This window comes from Cupriavidus necator, assembly GCF_040578825.1.
GTDB classification, from domain to species: domain Bacteria; phylum Pseudomonadota; class Gammaproteobacteria; order Burkholderiales; family Burkholderiaceae; genus Cupriavidus; species Cupriavidus necator_E.
On the sequence record NZ_JBEFLI010000013.1, the window covers coordinates 34,364 to 54,196 of the forward strand.

The window sequence follows — 19,833 nt, forward strand, 5'->3', positions numbered from 1 at the left end:
GACTGAATGATTTCCGCGGCGCCCTCGGCATGAAGAGAAAAACTGAAAATCACGATTCACATGATTTTCTCATCGACGGGCAAAAAAAACCCGCGAGGTAAATCTCGCGGGCTGAGTCATGATGCGGGACATCGGCCGCAGCATGTAACTGCAGTTATAGGCGAATCCTCCGCGCAAATAAATAACAATGAGCGATGACGAACATCCGGGCTGATGACTGGTGTCGAAATCGGCTGCGCGGATTGCCCGTGGCACGCTGAACCGAGGGGCCCGGGAAGCGTTTGCATCGAGCGAACGGGTAGAGGGATTTGCTCGTGACGGTTGCGGGAATAGATGAAACGGTAAGCGCCGTAGAGGTTTTGGCAAGCTCTCCGCCCTCCAGCACTGCCCCTTCGAGACCTCTCCTCTTCGCTCCCGTCTCCCGAGCTGTGATATGCAAAGTGGTAACGACAAACCCAAATAATAGATACTTTGGTAAGCCGCGTAGAAACTCTGGTAAGCTAGCCGTGCCCTGCAGCCCACATACCGCAACCCATATGGCTCATACGCCGCTAGGCTACGACGCGCTGATCCGGCAGTTCGGGCTGCGCGTCCCGCCGCTGCGCTCGACCTCCGCCCTGGCCGACAAGACCGGCGTGCTCAGCACGCATACCGGCCCGGACGGCACCACGCGTACCGTGTATCCCAGGAACCGCTACCGCGGCGGGGACACGACGGTCGATCACCTGACGTTCGCGCTGAAGAAGGAGCAACTGGACCTGACCGTGCTGGCGGCATTGTTCGGGCACGAGCAGGCGGTGGCAGCCGTGCGGGAGTGGCTGGCGGCCACGCCGACCTCCCGCTATGCGAGGTTGAGCGCCTTCTATGCCAAATGGCTTGCCGGCGCACAGTTCGACTACAGGCTGCCGGCCGGCGCGCCGCGGATACTGGCGCTCGACGAGGCCCAGTACATCACCGGCCCGGCGACGGCCGACCTGCAGTTCGGGATCCAGAACAACCACCTGGGCCCGGCGGCGTTTTGCCCGCTGGTGCGCCGCACCGACAAGATCGCGTCGTTTATCGCGGCCGACCTGCCGGGGCGCGTATCCGCGGCAATCCAGCGGCTCGAGCCGGAATTGCTGGCCCGCGCGGTGGATTACCTGTACCTGGCGGAAACGCGCTCGACCTACTCCATCGAGCACGAGATCCCCGATAACCAGCGTGTCGCCAAGTTCCGGCGCCTGCTCGAGTACGCGGGCGCGCCCGGTCCGCTGACCGAAGAGCGGCTCTGCGAATGGCAGAACGAAATCATCTCCGGACTGCGCGCCGAATACGCCTACCGCGACAAGCAGAACTGGCTCTCCCGCGGCGGGCGCATGCGCAATATCGCCGACTATATCCCGCCTCCGCCGGAGCAGCTCGACGCGATGATGGACGGCATCGCCGCGGTGGCGAGCCTTGTCGAGGCCCAAGCGGCGAACCCGATCGTTATTGCCGCGTGCGTCTCCTTTGGCTTTGTCTTCGCCCACCCCTTCTACGATGGCAACGGCCGGCTCCATCGCTTCCTGATCCACCACCTGCTGCGCCAGGCGGGGGTCACGCCCGAGGGCGTGGTGCTGCCGGTATCCGCACGGATGCTCAAGCAGCTCGATACCTATGCCGCACTGCTCAAGTCCTATTCCGCGCCGCGCACCGCCCTGCTCAATTACGCGCTGGACTCGGACAGCGACACCATCCTGATCAAGTCGCCGCAGCCTTACTGGCTTTACGCATCATTCGATGCGACGGCGCTGTGCGAGTTCGTCTTCGAGTGTATCGAGCAATGCGTCGAGCAAGACCTCGCGCAGGAAATCCAGTACCTGCGCGCCTACGACGCCAGTATCACCCGCCTGGAGACCTGGCTTGACCTGCGCCAGTCGCGCCTGTCGAACCTGGTCGACCTGATCGTCCAGAACCACGGCGAGCTGTCCAGGCGCAAGCGCAAGCTGTTCGAAGACGTCACCGACGCCGAGCTGGCACGCATCGAAGCGGTGGTGCGCGACGAGTTCGCCGACTACATCGACCTGAACGGCAGCCACTGAAGGGCGGCGCGGCGGCGCCCCTCCCCCGCGGAATCGAAGCGCCAACTATCGATCCGCGATCTTCTTCGTTTGCGCCCCGCAAACGCCGGCTTACGATTCTCTCCTTTGCCAACCGGACCGACCCGCCCGCTCAGGCGCTGACCAGCCCTCGCTGCAGCGCCGTCTTGAGCATCGAGAACACATGCCGTGCAACAGGATTGACCGCATTGGGCCGCGCCCACAGGTAATACGTGACATCGGGCAAGCGCGGCAGTCCGTCGGCCTCGCCCAGGATGCGCATGTCATTGGCCAGCAGGTCGATGCTGCGCGCGGTGATGCCAAGCCCGCCGCGCAGCGCGGCCTTGATGCCGATCAGGCTGGGCGCCAGGTAGGCGATGCGCCAGGGCACGCCGGCCTGCGTCAGCGCTTCCAGCGACAGCTTGCGGAACAGGCTGGGTTCGTCGGCCAGGATCAGCGGCACGGGCGTGCCGCGTTCATAGACGAAATCCGCGGCGCAGACCCAGATCGTCGGCGTGGTGCGCAGCGCGATGCCGTCAAGCGTGGTGTCCTCGCGCGTGGATACGGTCAGGTCGATCTCGCCGCGGCGCAGCGACTCCATCAGGAAGGGGCTGCGGCCGACGTGAATCTCCAGCCGCAGCGCCGGCGAGGTACGGGCGATATGCGACAGCAGCACCGGCAGGATGGTGTCGGCCACGTCGTGCGGCGCGCCAATCCGTACCGAGCCGGTCAGGTCGCCCTCGCGCAGCACGCGCAGCGCCTCGTCGTTGAGCGTCAGCAACTGGCGGGCGTATTCGACCAGCTTCTTGCCGTGGCGCGTGAGCTGCTTGCCGCGGCCGTGCTTCTCGAACAACGTCAGCCCGAGCTGCTCTTCGAGCCGCTGCATCTGCTGGGTGACCGCCGACTGGGTGCGCTGCACGATATCGGCGGCGGCGCCGAAAGTCTCGTGGTCGGCGATGGCCACCAGGGTGCGCAGCAGGTCGAGATCGAGGTTACGCATTCATCAGGGATGCTAATGGGTTTTTGTCAGGCATTAAGTGGTTTTCAGGACAGGTGTTCATTACAGTGAAACACGAAACTTCGTTCTACCCGTCAAAAACCGAGATTGCAAGGATCGACCGCATCATGTCCATCGCCCAACAACGCCAGGCAGCCGTAGCAGACGCCATCGAATCCATTAGGGAAATCGTAGCCAGGGGCGGCGTCACCCGCGACGCGCTGGCCGAAGTCCTGACCCGGATCGAGGATCTTGGCGCCCGTACCGAACTGTGGAGCGAGGCCGATTTCCCGCCCCCGGACGCTGGCGAGCGCCAGGCGCGCTACCTGATTGCCGAGGACGCCGACCAGACCTACGCCCTGTACCTGAACGTGATGCGGCCCGGCAAGCGCATTCCGCCGCACAACCATACGACCTGGGCCTGCGTGGCCGGCGTCAGCGGCATCGAGTTCAACGACGTCTATGTGCGCACGGATGACGGCAGCCAGCCGGGCGTGGGCACGCTGGCCTTCTCGCATACGGTGGAAGTGGGACCGCGCCATGGCATCGCGCTGCTGCCGGACGACATCCACTCAGTGGAAATCCGCGGCGACGACGTGATCCGCCACCTGCATATGTATGGCCGCTCCCTGGAAACGCTGACCGAGCGCTTGTCGTTCGACCTCGAGACCGGGCGCTGCCAGGTCATGAGCGTGGGCGTGCAGACGCGCCGCTGAGCCCCGCCGGACGCTCCGGTGAGCCGGGCGACGCCCGATCCCGGCGCGCCGCCCTCCCCCGACCAGCCAGACCGATTCCTTCCCTGCGCGGGAAGGACGGCCCCCTTTTTGCCCGGAATTCCATGCCGACGCCTTCCTTCCCCCCCGTCGATGCCGCCACGCTCAAGGGCTGGCTGCACGATGCCGACGAAATCGCCCTGTTCGACGTGCGCGAGCACGGCCAGTACGGCGAAGGCCATCCGTTCTACGCGGTGCCGCTGCCCTACAGCCGGCTGGAGCTCGATGCCGGCCGGCTGGCCCCGCGCGTCGGCGCACGCATCGTGCTGGCAGATGATGGCGACGGCGTGGCGCCGGCCGCCGCGCAGGCGCTGGCGCGGCTGGGCTATACCAGCCTGTACGTGCTCGATGGCGGCATGCCGGCCTGGCGCGCGGCGGGCTATACGCTGTTTGCCGGCGTCAACGTGCCGTCGAAGACCTTCGGCGAACTGGCCGAGCACCACTACGGCACGCCGCGCGTATCGGCCGACCAGCTCGCCGCGATGCAGGCCGGCCGCAGCGGCCTGCGCCCGGTAGTGCTCGATGGCAGGCCGGCGTCCGAATTCCAGAAGATGAACATCCCGGGCGCGGTCTGCTGCCCGAACGGCGAGCTGGCCTACCGGCTGCGCGACCTGGTGCCCGACACCGAGACGCCCATCGTCATCAACTGCGCCGGCCGCACGCGCAGCATTATCGGCGCGCAGACACTGATCAATATCGGCGTGCCCAACCCGGTCTATGCGCTCGAGAACGGCACGCAGGGCTGGTACCTGAACGATTTCACGCTGGAGCACGGCGGCACCGCGCGCTACCCGGACACCGCCGCGCCGCGCGGGCTCGACGCCGCACGCGCTGCCGCCAGCACGCTGGCCGGGCGCTTTGGCGTGCCGCATCTGGCGCCGGCACAGGCGGCCGCCTGGCTGGCGGACGCGACCCGTACCACTTTCCTGTGCGATGTGCGCACGGCCGAGGAGTTTGCCGCGGGCACGCTGCCCGGCGCGCAGCACACCCCCGGCGGGCAACTGGTGCAGGCCACCGACCAGTACGTCGGCGTGCGCCGGGCGCGGCTGGTGCTGTTCGATGCCGACGGCGTGCGCGCGCCGGTGGTGGCAAGCTGGCTGCGGCAGATGGGCCATGACGCGGTGGTGCTGCAGGGGGGGCTGCAGGCCGGCCTGGACGCGGGCCTCGCCGCTGCGCAGGGGCCGCAGCCGGAAGTGGCAGCCCCGCCCGCCGTCGCGGCCGCCGCACTGGCCGCCGGCCTGCAAGACCGCTCGATGCTGGCGCTGGACCTGCGCGGCAGCATGGCCTATCGCGCCGGCCATATCGCCGGCAGCCGCTGGTCGATCCGCCCGCGGCTGGCGCAGGACCTCGCCGGTGTGCCGCACGACACCGTCGTGGTCCTGGTCGGCGATGCCGACGGCGGCGATCCCGCAGCACTTGCCGTCGCCAGCCTGCATGCGCTGGGGTTTGCCGATGTCCGCCGGCTGCACGGCGGGCTCGCGGCGTGGCAGCGCGCCGGGCTGCCGCTCGGGCGCGGCGCCGACACACTGCCCGACGCCCGCTGCATCGATTTCCTGTTCTTCGTGCACGACCGCCATGACGGCAACAAGGCGGCGGCACGGCAATACCTGGCCTGGGAAACCAACCTGGTCAGCCAGCTCGACGCGCAGGAGCTGGCCACCTTCCGCTTCCCGCCGGCCACCTGATCCGGCACTGGTCCCGCCCTGATTCGTCTTTTCCCCAACTGACGCTGTCCCACACAAGAACGAGGTCGCCCCCATGTCACGCATTCCGCAGTTCCTGGCCGCATTGCTCTCGCTCACCACGCTCGGCGCCGGGCCCGCCGCCTCCGCGCAGCAGCCGCTGGCGCCGGTCGGCGGCTTCCCGTCGCAGCCGCTGCGGATGGTGTCGCCGTTCCCGGCCGGCGGCGGCAACGACGCGGTCACGCGCATCGTCGCGACGCGGTTGTCGCAGGTGCTGGGCCAGAGCGCCGTCACGGACAACCGCGGCGGTGCCGGCGGCAATATCGGCACGCGCTTCGTGGCGGAAGCCAAGGCCGACGGCTACACGGTGCTGACCTCGCAAGTCTCGGTGATGGCCGTCAACCCGTCGCTGTACCGCGCGCCGGGCTTCGACCCGGTCAAGCAGTTCCTGCCGGTCACGCAGATCAATGCCGCGCCGCTGGCCATCGTGGTGGCCGCCGAGTCGCCGTACAAGACCTTTGCCGAGCTGGCCACGCAGGCGAAGGCGCAGCCGCAGAAGATCACGTATGCCACGCCCGGCAACGGCACGCTGTCGCACCTGGTGGGCGTGGTGCTCGACAAGGATAGCAGCGTGTCGCTGCAGCATGTGCCGTACAAGGGCGCCGGGCCGGCGATCAATGACCTCCTCGGGGGGCAGGTCGATGTGCTGATCACGTCGACGTCGTCCGTCGCCAGCTTTATCCAGGCCGGGCGCATGCGCGCGCTGGCGGTGACCAGCCCGCGCCGGCTGGGGGTCTTCGCCAAGGTGCCGACGCTGGAGGAACTCGGCTATCGCAATGCACGCTTCGAGGACTGGTATGGCTTCTTCGTGCCGGCCGGCACCGCGCCGGAACGCGTGGCGCTGCTGAACCGCGCCATCGTGCAGGTGCTGCAGATGCCGGAGGTGGTCAGGCTGATCAACGACGGTGGCAGTGACGTCATTGCCAGCAGTCCCGAGGCGTTCGCGCAGCAACTGAAGCAGGACATCGCGCGCTGGTCGCAGATCGTCAGGCTGTCGGGCGCGCACGTCGACTGAGCCCCAAGGCCCGCCATGAAGCATTCGCTCCCCACCCGCCTGGCGCACGCCGGCCGTATCGCAAGCGTGCCCGGCGGCCAGCCGGTCAACCCGCCGGTGGTGCGCGCCAGCACCGTGCTGTTCGAGTCCGTGGCGCAGCAGCGCGAGATGCGCGCGCGCCGCGGTCACGACCGGCTCTTCACCTACGGCGCGCGCGGCAACCCGACCAACTACGCGCTGGAAGACATGGTGACCATGCTCGAAGGCGGCTACCGGACCCGGCTGTTCCCCACCGGGCTCGCCGCAGCGGCGATGGTGATCCTGTCCTACGTGCGGCCCGGCCAGCACGTGCTGCTGCCCGACTGCGTCTACGAGCCGGTGCGCAACCTGGCCGACGGCTTCCTGCGCCAGCACGGCATCGCCACCAGCTTCTACGCGGCCGACGGCTCGGATCTCTCCGCGCGCCTGCGCCCCGAGACGCGGCTGGTCTATGTCGAAGCCCCGGGTTCGCTCGTCTATGAAATGTGCGACCTGCCCGCCGTCGCGGCGCTGGCGCATGCGCACGGCGCGCTGGTCGCCGCGGACAACACCTGGGGCTCGGGCCTGCTGTACCGGCCGCTGGAGCTGGGCGCCGATATCTCGCTGATGGCGGCGACCAAGTACCTGGGCGGCCATGCCGACGTGATGATGGGCACGGTATGCACCACCGAGGCCGCGTGGACCGAACTGTCCGCCACGGCCGATGCCTTCGGCATGACGGTAAGCCCCGACGACGCCTACCTCGTGCAGCGCGGCATCCGCTCGCTGGGCGCACGGCTCGCGCAACACCAGCAAAGCGCGATCGCCGTGGCGAGCTGGCTGCGCGACCGGCCCGAGGTCGCGCGCGTGTTCTCCCCGGCGCTGCCGGACGATCCTCACCACGCACTGTGGCTGCGCGATTGCGATGGCACCAACGGGCTGCTGTCGTTCACACTGCGCAGCACGGCGCCGGTGGCGGCGGAGCGCTTTGTCGACAGTTTGCAGTTGTTCGGGATCGGGTCGTCGTGGGGCGGGTTCGAAAGCCTGGCGGTGCTGGCCGATATGCGCCGTGCGCGCAGCGTGACCGACTGGTCGGGCCATGGGCAGGTGATCCGGCTGCATATCGGGCTGGAAGGGGTCGGCGACCTGCTGGCAGACCTGGAGCAGGCGTTTGCGGCGATCGCGGATGTCGGGAACGACAAAGAGGACCAGCAAAGCGCGCGCGCCGGTGCCCGTCATCGGTGAGCGGTGGCACGCCGGATCCTGTGGCTGCCACCCCTGGCATTACCGCGGCCGACCTGCTCGACCCGGCCTGCCTGGCGGCGCGCGCCCGCGCCATCGATCCGGACCGGGCCTCACGGCCGGGTCCGGTCAATTCAGGTGGGCTTCTGAACCGCGCCTGCGCATGCCGCGTCAGGGACGGCCCATCCCTTGGCGGCGGGAATCGCTCGCCAGGTCGGGCGCGAACCGGTCAGGTCAGGCCTTGAGCTGGTCGCGGATCGGCAGCGTGCGGATGCGCTTGCCGGTGGCGGCGAAGATTGCGTTGCACAGCGCCGGCGCAATCGTCGGCGTCGCCGGCTCGCCGACCCCGCCGAGCGGCACGTCGAAGCGGCTCGGCAGCAGGTGCACATGGATCTGCCGCGGAGCGGCCGGCGCGCGCAACACCTCGTACTGGTGGAAATTGTCCTGCTGGGGACGCCCGTTCCTGAAGGTGATCTCGCCGCTGGTGGCCAGGCTGAGGCCCATGATGCAAGCGCCTTCGACCTGCGAGCGGATGCGATCCGGGTTCACCTGGGGACCGCAATCGACCGCAACGTCGATGCGCGGTACGCTGATGCTGCCGTCCTGGCCGACCACCACTTCCACCACCGCGGCCACGTAGGTCACGAAGCTGTAGCAAACCGCCAGACCCAGCCCGCGGCCCGTCGGCAGCTTGCGGCCCCAGCCCGCTTCGCGCGTCGCCACTTCGATGGTCTTGCGCATCCTGCCCGTATCCAGCGGATACTGCTGCGGCGACTCGCCGTAGTTCCAGGTGTCACCCATCTGGCCAGGATCGATGCGGCGATCCCGGCCCAGCAGCGCCAGCAGGTAGTCGCGATGATCCTGGCCCGCTGCCGCCGCCAGTTCAGCGGCAAATGACTGCACGGCGAAGGCGTGCGGAATATTGGACACGGAGCGGAACCAGCCGATGCGGGTATGCGCCTCCACCTCGGGATTCTCCACCCGGAGGTTGGGGATGTCGAAGGGCACATTGATCGCGGACATGCCCAGCTCCACCGCCGATTCCGACCTGGCACCGGCGGTGAACGTGGAGCTGATCGATGACGCCGCGGTCCGGTGCAGCCACGCGAGCGCCTTGCCGTCGGGGCCCAGCATGGCCTCAAGATGCTCCACCGAGACGGTGTGGAAGTAGTCGTGGTGGAGATCGTCGTCCCGGGTCCAGGTCACCTTGACCGGCTTGCCGCCCATTACCCTGGACAACAGCGCGGCCTCGGCAACGAAATCGGGCTTTGACTTGCGACCGAAGCCGCCGCCCAGCAGCGTCACATGGACGGTCACGTTCTCAGGCTTGAGACCGAGCGCCTTGGCCACGGTCTCGCGCGTGGCCTGGGGCGCCTGCACCGGCGCCCACACCTCGCACGTCCCGTTGCTCACCTTTGCGGTAGCGACCGGCGGTTCCATCGATGCGTGCGCGATATGCGGCAGGTAGTATTGCGCCGTGATCCGCTTGCCGCTGCCGGCCAGCGCCGCCATCGCGTCGCCCTGGTTTCTCACCACCCGGCCCGGCAGGTTGGCCGCCGCTTCCATGCTGGCCTTGAAGGCCGCCGAATCGTAGCCGGCGTTGGGGCCGTCCTCCCACCGGATCTTCAGCGCTTCGCGGCCCTTGATGGCGGCCCAGGTATTGGTGGCGATCACCGCCACCCCGCCCAGCGGATTGAACAGGGCCGGCGCCGGGCTGCCGGCAAGTGGCACGACCTTGACCACGCCGGGCACCTTTTCGGCCTGCGCCGCATCGAAGCTGGCCACCTTGCCGCCAAAGACCGGAGGACGCGCGATCACGGCGTACAGCAGGCCGTCCATGCGCACGTCGATCCCATACTGCGCGCGGCCGGTGGCGATATTGCGGCCGTCGATATTGCGCGTGCTGTCCTTGCCGATATAGCGGAACGCGGCGGGATCCTTGAGCTTGAGGCTGGCGGCCGGGGGCACGGGCAGGCGGGCCGCGTCGCGCGCCAGCGCGCCGTAGCCCAGCTTCCTGCCGCTCGCGGCGTGCACCACCTCATGGTTGCGCGCCTGCACCTGGCTCACCGGCACGCCCCAGCGCGCGGCAGCAGCGGTTTCAAGCATCTGCCGCGCACTGGCGCCGACGCGGCGCATCGGCTCGAAGAAATGCCGGATGCTGCGTGAGCCGTCGGTATTCTGGTTGCCATAGCGCGTTTCGTCGCCCAGGGCCTGCACCACCGCCACGCGGGCCCAGTCGGCTTCCAGCTCGTCGGCCACCACCATCGGCAGGCTGGTGCGCACGCCCTGTCCCATCTCGGAGCGATGGCACACGACGGTGACACTGCCATCCTCGCCGATCTGCACGAAGACCAGTGGATCGTCCACCGCGCCACCCGGCATCCCGTCGCGGCCGTATTTCCTGGCCTCCTGCGCCAGCACGACGCCGTCCAGGCCGACCGTCAGTGCCAGTCCTGTCATCGCGCCCATGCCCTTGAGCCAGCGGCGCCGCCCGGTCGATTCCGGCGTGCCGGGGATGGCGTCCTGCGCCGCTGCCACGTCCATACCGCGGATCCCGCTCATTGGTGATGGCTTCATTTGGCGCCCCCCTTGCCTGCCACGTTCGACTTCGCCACATGCTGGATGGCGGCGCGGATGCGCGTGTAGGTGCCGCAGCGGCAGATGTTGCCGCTCATGGCGCCGTCGATATCGGCTTCGCTGGGATGCGGATTCGCCTTCAGCAGCGCCGTGGCGGACATCAGCTGGCCGGCCTGGCAGTAGCCGCACTGGGCTACGCCGAACTGTTCCCACGCCGCTTGCAGCGCCTGCCCGACCCTGTCGGCCCCCAGGCCCTCGATGGTGGTGAGCTTCTTGCCTGCTGCCGCGGAAACGGGCGTGACACAGGAGCGGATCGGCTGCCCGTCCAGGTGCATGGTGCAGGCACCGCAAAGCGCCATGCCGCAGCCGAACTTGGTGCCGGTCATTCCGAGGTGGTCGCGCACCGCCCACAGCAGCGGCGCATCGTCGGGCAAATCGATCTTCTGGGGCTTACCGTTGATGGTGATTGTTCTCATGTCTTCTTGCAGGGCGTGCCAGTGGGAACGCACGGCCCTTACAAGGCCGCACGCGGCGAATGCAACGGAGATTCTGGTGCGCGCGCGGCGCACGCGGAATGAGAGTTTTGGGAATTCACAATTCCAGGCCTCGGAACTCTTCTTTATGCCTGCAAAACGGGCAGCGCGTCAGCGATGCCGATAGGCATGCGCGCCGCTACGCTTCGCCGGACGCTCTGCGCCTGCCAGCCTGTCCGCTGCCGCGAAACAGGTCGGGATCGGTGAAATAGGCGACCAGTGCATCGAACACCAGCCGCACGCGCTTGGGGACTGGGGCGCGCCGCGGACGGAAAACATAGAGGCCCCACGGCTGCGGCGTGTGTTTATCCAGCACGCTGACGAGCCGGCCAGCGCGGAGGTACGCCCCCGCAAGGTAGTCCGGCAGCTGGCCATAGCCGAGCCCGGACAGCACCGCGCTGAGCTCGGTTTCCGGGTCGTCGGTCAGGAACGCCGGGGTGCGGGGAATGAACTGCTCACCTTGCGCGAAATACCAGGGCCAGGGCCGGCGGGTGCTGCGCGCCATCAGGCCGGTGGTGGGCAGCCCGTGCAGATCGGCTGGCACCGCAGGGCTGCCGGCGCGCGCCACCAGCTCTGGCGTCGCTACCACATGGAACGAAATCCGCCCCGCCATGCGGGCGACAAAGCGTTGGTCGCGAAACATGCCGAGACGCACGCCGATGTCGATTTCCTCGTCCACCACGTCGGCAACCTGGTCCGACAGCCGCAGGTCGAGCATCAGGCCCGGATGGTCGAGGGCAATCTGCCGCAAGGCCGGCAGCAGGTGTTCGCGGCCAAGCGTGTACGGGGCCGTGATTCGCACGGTGCCGCTCAGCTCGTTCGCGGCGCGGGCCGAAGGCTGGGCGAACAGGCCATCAACATCGCTCAATGCCTGGCGTGCGCGTTCGGCCAGCCGCTCTCCCGCGGCGGTGATGCGCACACTACGCGTATTGCGGTGAAACAGGGGCTCGCCCACCAGGTCTTCCAGCTCCTTCACCGCGCGCGTGATGGTCTGGGGCGAGGTGCTCAGACGAGCGGCGGCCGCCTTGAAGGATGGCGATTCCGCGGTCACGCAGAAAATCCTGAGCATTTCGAGTCGATTCAGCATGCACCCTCGGCGATACCGGCCAGAAACTTCGCGTCCTGGCTGGCGCGCATATTCCAAATATGCGGAGTATAAGTTCGACGATGACCTTCATCGCGTGCTCGCCTATGCCGCTGTGGCTGACGTCTCCGTGCTTGGCCGCAGCCATCCCGTCTGGGGAGAGGAAATGGTGGCCGTCGTCGTGCTGAAGGCCGGGATGCGGATGACCCGGTCCGAACCCGATCAGTGGTGCCTGCACCGGATCGCCAGATTCAAGCGGCCAAAAGCCTATCTGTTCGTCGAAGCGTTGCCGAAGAAGCGAGGAAAATTCGTCCTTTACAAATCGTCTAATGCTGGATAATCTGTCCACATGACGAAACGAACCCCGGAGCAGCAAGCGCTGCTGGACAATCTCAAGCAAGTGGCGCAGGGCCTCGGCGAGACCCTGGCGCCATTCTGTGAAGTCGTAGTTCACGACCTCCTGCACCCCGAGCAAGCCATTCTGGCGATCCATAACAATCTGTCCGGACGCCAGCCGGGCGACCCGGCGACGGAACTTGGTCTGGCGCGCATTGCCGATCCGCAATACCAGCAAGTCATCGCCAACTATGCGAACCAGTTCGCCGATGGCCGACAGGCTAAGAGCACGTCGATCGGCATCAAGGATTCCAGCGGCAGATATATCGCCGCCTTGTGCCTGAACGTGGACCTCACGCTGTTCCGTGGCTTGCAGAGCATGCTAGGCCAGTTTGGCAGCGTTGGCGCTGCCGCAGGCGTCAGCGAATCGCTCGATCCGCTTGGCGCCGATGCCATCCGGGATCGCATCGACCAGTATGCGGCGCGGCTTGCAACCACGCCTCGTTCGCTGAAAGCGACCGAACGGCGCGCACTGATACGCGAACTCAAGGAAGCGGGCTTCATGGAGGTGCGGCGGGCGATGGAGATCGTCGCGATGCACCTGGGCGTATCGCGAGCAACGGTGTACAGCGATGCCAAGTGACGCCCGCCTGCTGCTCCTCGACAAGAACGAGGTCGAGGCCCTGCTGCTGCCTGACGATGTCATGCAAGCCGTGCGCGAGGCCTTCGTGCTGCATAGCCAGGGAGAGGGCCGCGTTTTCCCCGTGGTGCGCGAGGCGCTCGCGACCGGCGGTGTATTCGGCATCAAGTCGGGCGATGTGCAGGCGCAAGGCTTGCTCGGCTTCAAGGCCGCGGGATTCTGGCCGGACAACCGCCTGCTGGGTGGCGAGCCGCACCAGGCCACGATCATGCTGATCGATCCCGCTACCGGGCGGCCAGTCTGCATCATCGACGGCAATGCGGTCACCACCATGCGCACCGGCGCCGCGGGTGGCCTGGGGCTGCAGCAGCTTGCGCGAGCCGACAGTACCCGCCTGTGCCTGTTCGGCACCGGGGTCCAGGCGCGCGTGCAACTTGGCTTTGCGCTGCAGCTGTTGCCGGCGCTGTGCCAGGTCCGCTATGCCACGGCGGACGGCAAGCGCGACGCTGCTTTTGAAGCCCACTTCGCGCACCGCTGCGACATCTCGCTTGCCGACGACCGCAATGCCGCGGTGTCGGAGAGCGATGTCGTGATCACCGCCACCCCGGGCGGCGGAGCATTGTTTGAAGCGGAGTCGGTGCAACCCGGTACGCATCTGAATTGCGTCGGCGCCGACACCAGAGGCAAGCGCGAGCTGCCACAGGGCCTGCTGGAGCGGGTGCGTCTTTTTGTCGACGACCGGGCGCAGGCGCGCCAGATCGGTGAAACCCAATGGGCCCCCGATACGCCGTGCACCGAACTGGGCGACCTGTTGACCGGAAAGGCAGCCGTGGACCGGCAGCCGACCGACATCACGGTATTCGACATGACTGGTCTTGCCTTGCAGGACCTGACCGTCGCACGCCTGCTCCATCAGCGCGCTGGTGCGGCCCGCGTGGGCTCCAGCATCGCGTGGTCCTGGTAACGCGCGCATCGGAGTCCGCACTATGTAGGACCACATTGCTTTCGATGATCCCACCGCAGCCGCTGCGCGGCTTCGGCGCCTTGCCCACCGCACGCCAATGATGCGAATCCGGACGGTCAAGGACCTCCATACCTTCCCTATCGTCCTTTTTGTCCTCGATTGTCCGGAGATTGTTTCATGCGCCCCACCACTGCCTTCACGGCTCTCGCACTGATTGCCGCCTGTAGCTTCACTGCGCCTGCCGGCGCCGCCGACAACGCCTGGCCGCAAAAGCCGGTGACCGTCATCGTTGCCTCCGCAGCCGGCGGATCGGCCGACGTATTGACCCGCGTCGTGCTGACGCACCTCGCCAAAGAGACCCACGCCAACTTTGTCGTCGACAATCGCCCGGGCGCCGCCGGCAACATCGGCATGGCCCAGGTCAAGCGCGCTGCGCCGGACGGGTACACGCTGGGCTACGGCAACATCAACACGCTGGCCATCAACCCGGCCCTGTTCAGCAAGCTGCCCTACGATGTGCGACAGGACTTCGTGCCTGTGGGCCGCATGTTCTCCATCTACAACCTGTTGGTGGTACGCGCCGACTCTCCGGTCAAGAACGTTGGCGAGCTGCTCGCACTGGCGAAGAAGTCACCCGGCAAGCTCTCATACGCTGCTGCCGGCACCGGGAGCAGCGGCCATATGGGCGGCGAACTGCTCAAGAAGATGGCCGGCATCGACGTGCTGTTCATTCCGTACAACGGCGACCCGGCGTCGCTGACCGACCTCGCCGGCGGCCGGCTCGACTACACCATTACCAATGCATCGGTGGCATGGCCGCTGGTCAAGAGCGGCAAGCTGCGCGCGCTGGCGATCACCAGCCGCGAACGCATTGCGCTGTACCCCGACGTGCCGACGCTCAATGAGTCGGGCCTGAAGGGTTATGAGAACGTCTCGTGGGGTGGCCTGGTGTTTCCCAAGGGCACGCCGCAGCCGATCGTCGATAAGGTCGGCACGGCACTGGAAAAGGTGCTGAAGTCCGACAGCTTGCGCCAGGACCTGTCCAATGCCAACGCCGTCGCGGCCACGGGCAACCGCGACGACTTCATCCGCTTTATCGCCAGCGAGCAGAAGAAGTGGGCCGATCTGGTCGAAACCGCACAGATCCCCAAGCAGAACTGAGCATGCCGCCGACCATGTCCAATCCCCGCATCGCGATTCTTGGCTTTGCCATCGAATCCAACCGTTTTGCTCCAGTGTCCACGCGCGCCGACTTCGTCGACCGGACTTACCTGGCCGGCAGTGCGCTGCTGGCGGATGCCCGCGCCGCCGCGCCCGCGATGACGCCGGAGATCCCGGCCTTTGTCCGCCGCATGGATGCCAGCAACCCGTGGACGCCGGTGCCGATTCTCTTCGCCAATGCGGAATCGGGTGGCCCGGTCGATCACGCCTTCTTCATGGAGACGCTTGCCATCTTCGAGCGGGGACTGCGCGCCGCCTTGCCGCTGGACGCTGTCTACATCTGCGAGCACGGTGCCGCCATCACCCCCGAAGAGGATGACCCCGATGGCCTGGTCTTCGAGAGGGTAAGGTCCATCGTCGGGCCGTCGGTGCCGGTCGTCGCCACCGTCGACCTGCACGCCAATGTGTCCGATCGCATGGTCGACGCGGTGGACACGCTCATTTCCTATCGCCGCAATCCGCATACCGACATGGCCGAACGCGGTACCGAGGCGGCCGACATACTGATTGAGCTGATGCAAGGCGTGCGTTTCTGCGTCGCCCATGTGCGCATGCCCGTCTGTGCGCCGCCGACCCAGTTGTTGACCGCGCCCGGCACCGGGCCTTACGCCGACATGATCCGGCAAGCGGAAGCGCTGGACGACCCGCGCATCGTCAATATTTCGGTGGTCGGCGGCTTTGCCTTCGGCGATACGCCCAAGAACGGCCTGACGGTGATTGTCTCGACCCGCGGCGATGCCGGCTTCGCCCGGCAGACCGCCGAGGCGTTGGTGATGCCAGCCTGGATCGGGCGCGCCGCCTTCACGCCCGAGCTGACGTCTGTTGCTGAGGCGGTCGCGCTGGCCAGGGCCGCCGGCGACGACCACACGCTGCCGCCCGTATTGCTGGCCGATGTGGCTGACAATCCCGGCGGCGGCGGGCGCGGCAATACCCCTTTCCTGCTGCAGGCGTTATTGCGCGCAGGCGTGCGCGATGCCGTGCTGGGTGTGGTCACAGATCCCCAGCTCTGCGCGCAGGCGCTTGCCGTCGGCGTGGGCGCCGAGTTTACCGCCCGCTTCAATCGCGGCGAACGCACCGCCTACTCCGAAGCCTTCAGCGCGCCCGCCACGGTATTGCGGCTGCATCCGGGTCAAGGCGTGGGGCGCCGGGGGCAGCTGGCCGGGTGCAGCTTCAACCTGGGCCCTTCGGCCCTGCTGCGCGTGGGCGGCGTGCAGGTCGTGGTGATCACCAACCGCCATCAATGCCACGAGCCCGCTTTCTTCGAGATGTTCGGCATCGATCTCGCAGCGGCACGCACGGTGGTGGTGAAATCGCGCGGCCATTTCCGCGCCGCTTTCGACGAGTTCTTCAGCCCCGACCAGATCTTCAGCGTCGACGCTCCGGGACTGACCTCGCCGGTATTGTCGCGCTTCGACTTCCGCCGTCTGCCCCGGCCCGTCGTCCCCCTGGACGCCATGACAGAGTGGACACCGCACATCCGCCTGTTGAGCTGACCGCTCCTCTCCCCATAGCCCATCCGGTTCGACATGCACACTACTCTCGACACCCTCGATACACCCGCAGCCGTCATCGACGTTGCGCGCATGCAGCACAACATTGATCGGATGCAGCGGCGCATGAATGCGCTCGGCGTCCGTTTCCGCCCCCATGTCAAGACCTCCAAGTGCATGCCGGTCGTGCGTGCCCAGCTCGCTGCCGGCGCGACGGGTATCACAGTCTCTACGCTCAAGGAAGCCGAATACTTTTTCGCCGAGGGCGTCACCGACATCCTCTATGCCGTTGGCATGGCCGCGCACCGGCTGCCGCAGGCGCTGGCTTTGCGCCGGCGCGGCTGCGACCTGAAGCTCCTCACCGACAGCGTGGCCTCGGCCGAATCGATCGCAGAATTCGGGCGAGCGAACGGTGAGGTGTTCGAGGTGCTGATCGAGATCGACACGGACGGCCACCGCTCCGGCATCCGGCCGGAGGACCCTGCGCTGCTGGAAGTCGGCCGCGCCCTGCACGATGGAGGCATGCGCCTGGGCGGCGTGCTGACCCACGCTGGCTCGAGCTACGAGCTTGATACCCCTGAGGCCCTGAGCGCCATGGCGGAGCAAGAACGCGCCGGCTGCGTGCGTGCGGCTGAACGTCTGCGGGGGGCGCAGTTGCCATGCCCGGTGGTCAGCGTCGGCTCGACCCCGACGGCACTTTCCGCCGCGCAGCTCGCTGGTGTCACCGAGGTGCGGGCCGGTGTCTATGTCCTGTTTGACCTGGTGATGAGCAACGTGGGCGTCTGTACCACCGATGACATCGCGCTCAGCGTACTGACGACGGTGATCGGCCACCAGACCGACAAGGGCTGGGCCATTGTCGACGCCGGGTGGATGGCGATGAGCCGCGATCGCGGCACGCAGAAGCAGAAGCGGGACTATGGCTATGGGCAGGTCTGCACGATGGACGGCGCAGTGTTGCCAGGCTACGTGCTCAGCGGCGCCAACCAGGAGCACGGCATCGTGTCGCGCGAAGGCGTGCCCGATGCTGACATCGCCGGGCGTTTTCCGGTTGGCACGCGGCTGCGCATCCTTCCCAACCATGCGTGTGCGACCGGCGCGCAGTTCCCCGAATACCGGGCGCTCTCCGAAGGTGATGAACTGGCGGTATGGGACCGCTTCCACGGCTGGTGACACAGGCGCGGCAAGGATCGTATGCGGCGGAAGTCTTCTACAATGGCGGCCATGTGTCCGCAGCGCGGACGCGCGACGGAACCCCTCCATGCCAGCGAAGAAGAAACTCCCGGCCAAGTCCGCGCCGGCCCCGGCCAGCAAGGCCGCCCCGCCCCCGCAGCAAGCCACGCTGAGCGCCATCATGGCGCGCATCGACAGCATCCGCGACACGCTGGGCGCCACTGGCCAGCGCATTGCCGACTTCATTGCCGGGCATCCTGAGCAAGTGGTCCATATGTCCGTCAGCGAAGTGGCCGAGCGCACCGGCGCCAGTGAAGGCAGCGTGGTCGGGCTGTGCAAGGCGCTCGGCGCCACCGGTTTCCAGCAGCTGAAGATCGTGCTGGCACAGGAGATCGTGCAGCCGGTACAGATGATCCACGAAGACCTGGAACCGAAGGACGATGCGGCTGCCGTCGTGCGCAAGATCTTCCAGAGCAATGTGCAGACGCTGCACGATACCCAGTCGACCCTCGATGTGGCCGCGCTGCAGCGCGCGGTCCAGATCCTGAAGAAGGCCAAGCGCATCGAGATCTACGGCATCGGCAGCGCGGCCACCATCGCCGAGGATGCGCATTACCGCATGCTGCGCATCGGCCTTAACGTCAAGGCGGTGATCGATTCGCACGTGCAGGTCATCAGCGCGGCCTTGACCGGCCCGGATGTCGCGGTGCTGACCATCTCGCATTCCGGCAGCACCTATGAAACCGTGACGGCGACGCGACTGGCGAAGGAAGCCGGCGCGCACACCATCTGCATCACCAATTTCGGCAAATCGCCGATCCAGGCCTTCTCCGATGTGGTGCTGCTGACGATGGCGCGCGAGACCCACTTTCGCACCGAGGCGATGACCAGCCGCCTGGCACAACTGGCGATCATCGACGTGCTGATCGCCTGCCTGGCGCTGACCGACTACGACCGCGCGGTCAAGACCATCCGCCACACCTTCGACGTACTGTCGCTCAAGCGCTATTGAGCCTGACGTGCAGGCCCGTGCGGCCGGCACACCAGGTGTCCAGCAACTGAGCCGGGGTCTGCGCATCCGCCCCGGCGCCGGTGCCAAGCAGCAGATATGACATGCCCATCGCGACCGCGCCCGCGGCATCGGTCGCGGGGTTATCGCCGATCATCAGCGCCTGCGCAGGGCTTGCCTGCAGCCGCCGCAGTCCTTCGTGGAACAGCGCATCGGCGGGCTTGCCGATGATGCACTCGGGATGCACGCCGGCACAGGCTGTCAGCGCGGCGAGCAGCGCACCGGTTTCCGGCACGCACGTGCCGTGGTCTCCGGGATGGCTGAGATCGGGATTGGAGACCACCAGCCTGGCGCCGGCGCGCAGCACGTTCGCCGCCAGCGCCAGCTTGCCGTAGTGGAAGTCGGGATCGCGCGCCAGCAGTACCACGTCAGCGTCCTGTTCCACCAGCCGGCAACCGCTCCGCTTCGCATAGCGGCGCAATGCCGGGCTGCCCAGCAACAGCACCCGCGCCTCGGGGGAAGTTCGGCGCAGCCAGTTCACAGTCATTTCTCCGGCAAGCACGAGTTGCTCCGGTGCAACGGCCAGGCCCATGCGGCGCAGCTTGCGCGACATGCCGGCCGCCGTGTCGGTCGAGTTGTTCGACACGATGACATAGCGGCCCTGCAACGCCTCGATCAATGCGGCCGCGCCCGGCATGGCAGCGCCGTTGCGGATCAGCGTGCCGTCCAGGTCGACGATGTAGCGCCATGCCGGCGCGCGCCAGGGCGGCAGCGCCAATGGCGGGATGGGGGCATCGTCGGTGGCACGTTGGCCGGAGGGGAACCGCCTGATATCTGTCATCGTTGCGTTCGATCGCCTTGAGCATCGCTCATTCTACATTTAATTTATATTGAGCAATGTTCATTTCGTTGTCATGTAGGTCTTCTAGCATCCGTGTTGCCCCATCCCCCACCACGCGACACGGAACCTCCATGAACACCCT

At 67.0% G+C, this 19,833-nt stretch carries 17 protein-coding genes; 12 read left to right on the forward strand and 5 right to left on the reverse strand.

Annotated elements, in window-relative coordinates; genetic code table 11:
- The first annotated feature begins 536 nt into the window (after window positions 1–536).
- A complete protein-coding gene (locus AB1I47_RS09275) occupies window positions 537–2,060 on the forward strand; it encodes a Fic family protein (RefSeq protein WP_354683451.1) in 1,524 nt (507 codons plus the stop codon).
- A gap of 130 nt (window positions 2,061–2,190) precedes the next feature.
- Here the strand turns inward: AB1I47_RS09275 and AB1I47_RS09280 are convergent, their stop codons facing one another.
- Window positions 2,191–3,057: a LysR substrate-binding domain-containing protein gene (locus AB1I47_RS09280; protein ID WP_354683452.1), complete on the reverse strand. Its 867-nt coding sequence runs from the start codon at window positions 3,055–3,057 to the stop codon at window positions 2,191–2,193.
- A 125-nt stretch (window positions 3,058–3,182) separates the two neighbouring features.
- Between AB1I47_RS09280 and AB1I47_RS09285 the strand changes: the two genes are divergently transcribed.
- From AB1I47_RS09285 to metC, 4 genes are all read left to right on the forward strand, one after another.
- Window positions 3,183–3,770 (forward strand): cysteine dioxygenase family protein, encoded by a 588-nt coding sequence (locus AB1I47_RS09285; RefSeq protein ID WP_354683453.1) that lies wholly within the window; start codon window positions 3,183–3,185, stop codon window positions 3,768–3,770.
- A gap of 122 nt (window positions 3,771–3,892) precedes the next feature.
- Entirely contained in the window at window positions 3,893–5,512 is a 1,620-nt protein-coding gene (locus tag AB1I47_RS09290; RefSeq protein WP_354683454.1) for a rhodanese-like domain-containing protein, read from the forward strand.
- A 73-nt stretch (window positions 5,513–5,585) separates the two neighbouring features.
- Window positions 5,586–6,584 (forward strand): Bug family tripartite tricarboxylate transporter substrate binding protein, encoded by a 999-nt coding sequence (locus tag AB1I47_RS09295; RefSeq protein WP_354683455.1) that lies wholly within the window; start codon window positions 5,586–5,588, stop codon window positions 6,582–6,584.
- 15 nt (window positions 6,585–6,599) lie between these two features.
- The gene (metC, locus tag AB1I47_RS09300; RefSeq protein ID WP_354683456.1) at window positions 6,600–7,826 is read left to right on the forward strand and encodes a cystathionine beta-lyase; all 1,227 of its coding nucleotides are present in this window, start codon (window positions 6,600–6,602) and stop codon (window positions 7,824–7,826) included.
- 231 nt (window positions 7,827–8,057) lie between these two features.
- Here metC and AB1I47_RS09305 read toward each other — a convergent pair whose 3' ends face one another.
- The 3 genes from AB1I47_RS09305 to AB1I47_RS09315 all read right to left on the reverse strand — a co-directional run bounded on the left by AB1I47_RS09305 (window position 8,058) and on the right by AB1I47_RS09315 (window position 12,020).
- Window positions 8,058–10,367, reverse strand: a complete 2,310-nt coding sequence (locus tag AB1I47_RS09305; protein ID WP_354683510.1) for a xanthine dehydrogenase family protein molybdopterin-binding subunit — start codon at window positions 10,365–10,367, stop codon at window positions 8,058–8,060.
- A gap of 29 nt (window positions 10,368–10,396) precedes the next feature.
- The gene (locus AB1I47_RS09310) at window positions 10,397–10,876 is read right to left on the reverse strand and encodes a (2Fe-2S)-binding protein (RefSeq protein WP_354683457.1); all 480 of its coding nucleotides are present in this window, start codon (window positions 10,874–10,876) and stop codon (window positions 10,397–10,399) included.
- 196 nt (window positions 10,877–11,072) lie between these two features.
- Window positions 11,073–12,020, reverse strand: a complete 948-nt coding sequence (locus AB1I47_RS09315; RefSeq protein ID WP_354683458.1) for a LysR family transcriptional regulator — start codon at window positions 12,018–12,020, stop codon at window positions 11,073–11,075.
- Window positions 12,021–12,114: 94 nt separating this feature from the next.
- Between AB1I47_RS09315 and AB1I47_RS09320 the strand changes: the two genes are divergently transcribed.
- The 7 genes from AB1I47_RS09320 (at window position 12,115) to AB1I47_RS09350 (ending at window position 18,853) form a co-directional block, all read left to right on the forward strand.
- Window positions 12,115–12,357, forward strand: a complete 243-nt coding sequence (locus AB1I47_RS09320; protein ID WP_354683459.1) for an AMP-binding enzyme — start codon at window positions 12,115–12,117, stop codon at window positions 12,355–12,357.
- Between the two features lie 9 nt (window positions 12,358–12,366).
- Window positions 12,367–12,996 (forward strand): helix-turn-helix transcriptional regulator, encoded by a 630-nt coding sequence (locus AB1I47_RS09325; protein WP_354683460.1) that lies wholly within the window; start codon window positions 12,367–12,369, stop codon window positions 12,994–12,996.
- On the forward strand, window positions 12,986–13,957 hold the full coding sequence (locus tag AB1I47_RS09330; protein ID WP_354683461.1) for an ornithine cyclodeaminase family protein: 972 nt from the start codon (window positions 12,986–12,988) through the stop codon (window positions 13,955–13,957). The genes AB1I47_RS09325 and AB1I47_RS09330 overlap by 11 nt, the downstream gene beginning before the upstream one ends.
- 177 nt (window positions 13,958–14,134) lie before the next feature.
- The gene (locus tag AB1I47_RS09335; protein WP_354683462.1) at window positions 14,135–15,118 is read left to right on the forward strand and encodes a Bug family tripartite tricarboxylate transporter substrate binding protein; all 984 of its coding nucleotides are present in this window, start codon (window positions 14,135–14,137) and stop codon (window positions 15,116–15,118) included.
- A gap of 2 nt (window positions 15,119–15,120) precedes the next feature.
- On the forward strand, window positions 15,121–16,671 hold the full coding sequence (locus AB1I47_RS09340) for a M81 family metallopeptidase (protein ID WP_354683463.1): 1,551 nt from the start codon (window positions 15,121–15,123) through the stop codon (window positions 16,669–16,671).
- Window positions 16,672–16,704: 33 nt separating this feature from the next.
- On the forward strand, window positions 16,705–17,841 hold the full coding sequence (locus AB1I47_RS09345) for a DSD1 family PLP-dependent enzyme (protein WP_354683464.1): 1,137 nt from the start codon (window positions 16,705–16,707) through the stop codon (window positions 17,839–17,841).
- Window positions 17,842–17,929: 88 nt separating this feature from the next.
- Window positions 17,930–18,853 (forward strand): MurR/RpiR family transcriptional regulator, encoded by a 924-nt coding sequence (locus AB1I47_RS09350; protein WP_354683465.1) that lies wholly within the window; start codon window positions 17,930–17,932, stop codon window positions 18,851–18,853.
- Here AB1I47_RS09350 and AB1I47_RS09355 read toward each other — a convergent pair.
- Window positions 18,840–19,691 (reverse strand): HAD-IIA family hydrolase, encoded by an 852-nt coding sequence (locus AB1I47_RS09355; protein WP_354683466.1) that lies wholly within the window; start codon window positions 19,689–19,691, stop codon window positions 18,840–18,842. The genes AB1I47_RS09350 and AB1I47_RS09355 overlap by 14 nt on opposite strands.
- Window positions 19,692–19,833 lie beyond the last annotated feature (142 nt).

Bases quoted from the DNA above. Each gene is read 5' to 3' on its own strand.
- AB1I47_RS09275 (WP_354683451.1), top strand. From the start codon at position 537: ATGGCTCATACGCCGCTAGGCTACGACGCGCTGATCCGGCAGTTCGGG.
- AB1I47_RS09280 (WP_354683452.1), bottom strand. From the start codon at position 3,057: ATGCGTAACCTCGATCTCGACCTGCTGCGCACCCTGGTGGCCATCGCC.
- AB1I47_RS09285 (WP_354683453.1), top strand. From the start codon at position 3,183: ATGTCCATCGCCCAACAACGCCAGGCAGCCGTAGCAGACGCCATCGAA.
- AB1I47_RS09290 (WP_354683454.1), top strand. From the start codon at position 3,893: ATGCCGACGCCTTCCTTCCCCCCCGTCGATGCCGCCACGCTCAAGGGC.
- AB1I47_RS09295 (WP_354683455.1), top strand. From the start codon at position 5,586: ATGTCACGCATTCCGCAGTTCCTGGCCGCATTGCTCTCGCTCACCACG.
- metC (WP_354683456.1), top strand. From the start codon at position 6,600: ATGAAGCATTCGCTCCCCACCCGCCTGGCGCACGCCGGCCGTATCGCA.
- AB1I47_RS09305 (WP_354683510.1), bottom strand. From the start codon at position 10,367: ATGGACGTGGCAGCGGCGCAGGACGCCATCCCCGGCACGCCGGAATCG.
- AB1I47_RS09310 (WP_354683457.1), bottom strand. From the start codon at position 10,876: ATGAGAACAATCACCATCAACGGTAAGCCCCAGAAGATCGATTTGCCC.
- AB1I47_RS09315 (WP_354683458.1), bottom strand. From the start codon at position 12,020: ATGCTGAATCGACTCGAAATGCTCAGGATTTTCTGCGTGACCGCGGAA.
- AB1I47_RS09325 (WP_354683460.1), top strand. From the start codon at position 12,367: ATGACGAAACGAACCCCGGAGCAGCAAGCGCTGCTGGACAATCTCAAG.
- AB1I47_RS09330 (WP_354683461.1), top strand. From the start codon at position 12,986: ATGCCAAGTGACGCCCGCCTGCTGCTCCTCGACAAGAACGAGGTCGAG.
- AB1I47_RS09335 (WP_354683462.1), top strand. From the start codon at position 14,135: ATGCGCCCCACCACTGCCTTCACGGCTCTCGCACTGATTGCCGCCTGT.
- AB1I47_RS09340 (WP_354683463.1), top strand. From the start codon at position 15,121: ATGCCGCCGACCATGTCCAATCCCCGCATCGCGATTCTTGGCTTTGCC.
- AB1I47_RS09345 (WP_354683464.1), top strand. From the start codon at position 16,705: ATGCACACTACTCTCGACACCCTCGATACACCCGCAGCCGTCATCGAC.
- AB1I47_RS09350 (WP_354683465.1), top strand. From the start codon at position 17,930: ATGCCAGCGAAGAAGAAACTCCCGGCCAAGTCCGCGCCGGCCCCGGCC.
- AB1I47_RS09355 (WP_354683466.1), bottom strand. From the start codon at position 19,691: ATGACAGATATCAGGCGGTTCCCCTCCGGCCAACGTGCCACCGACGAT.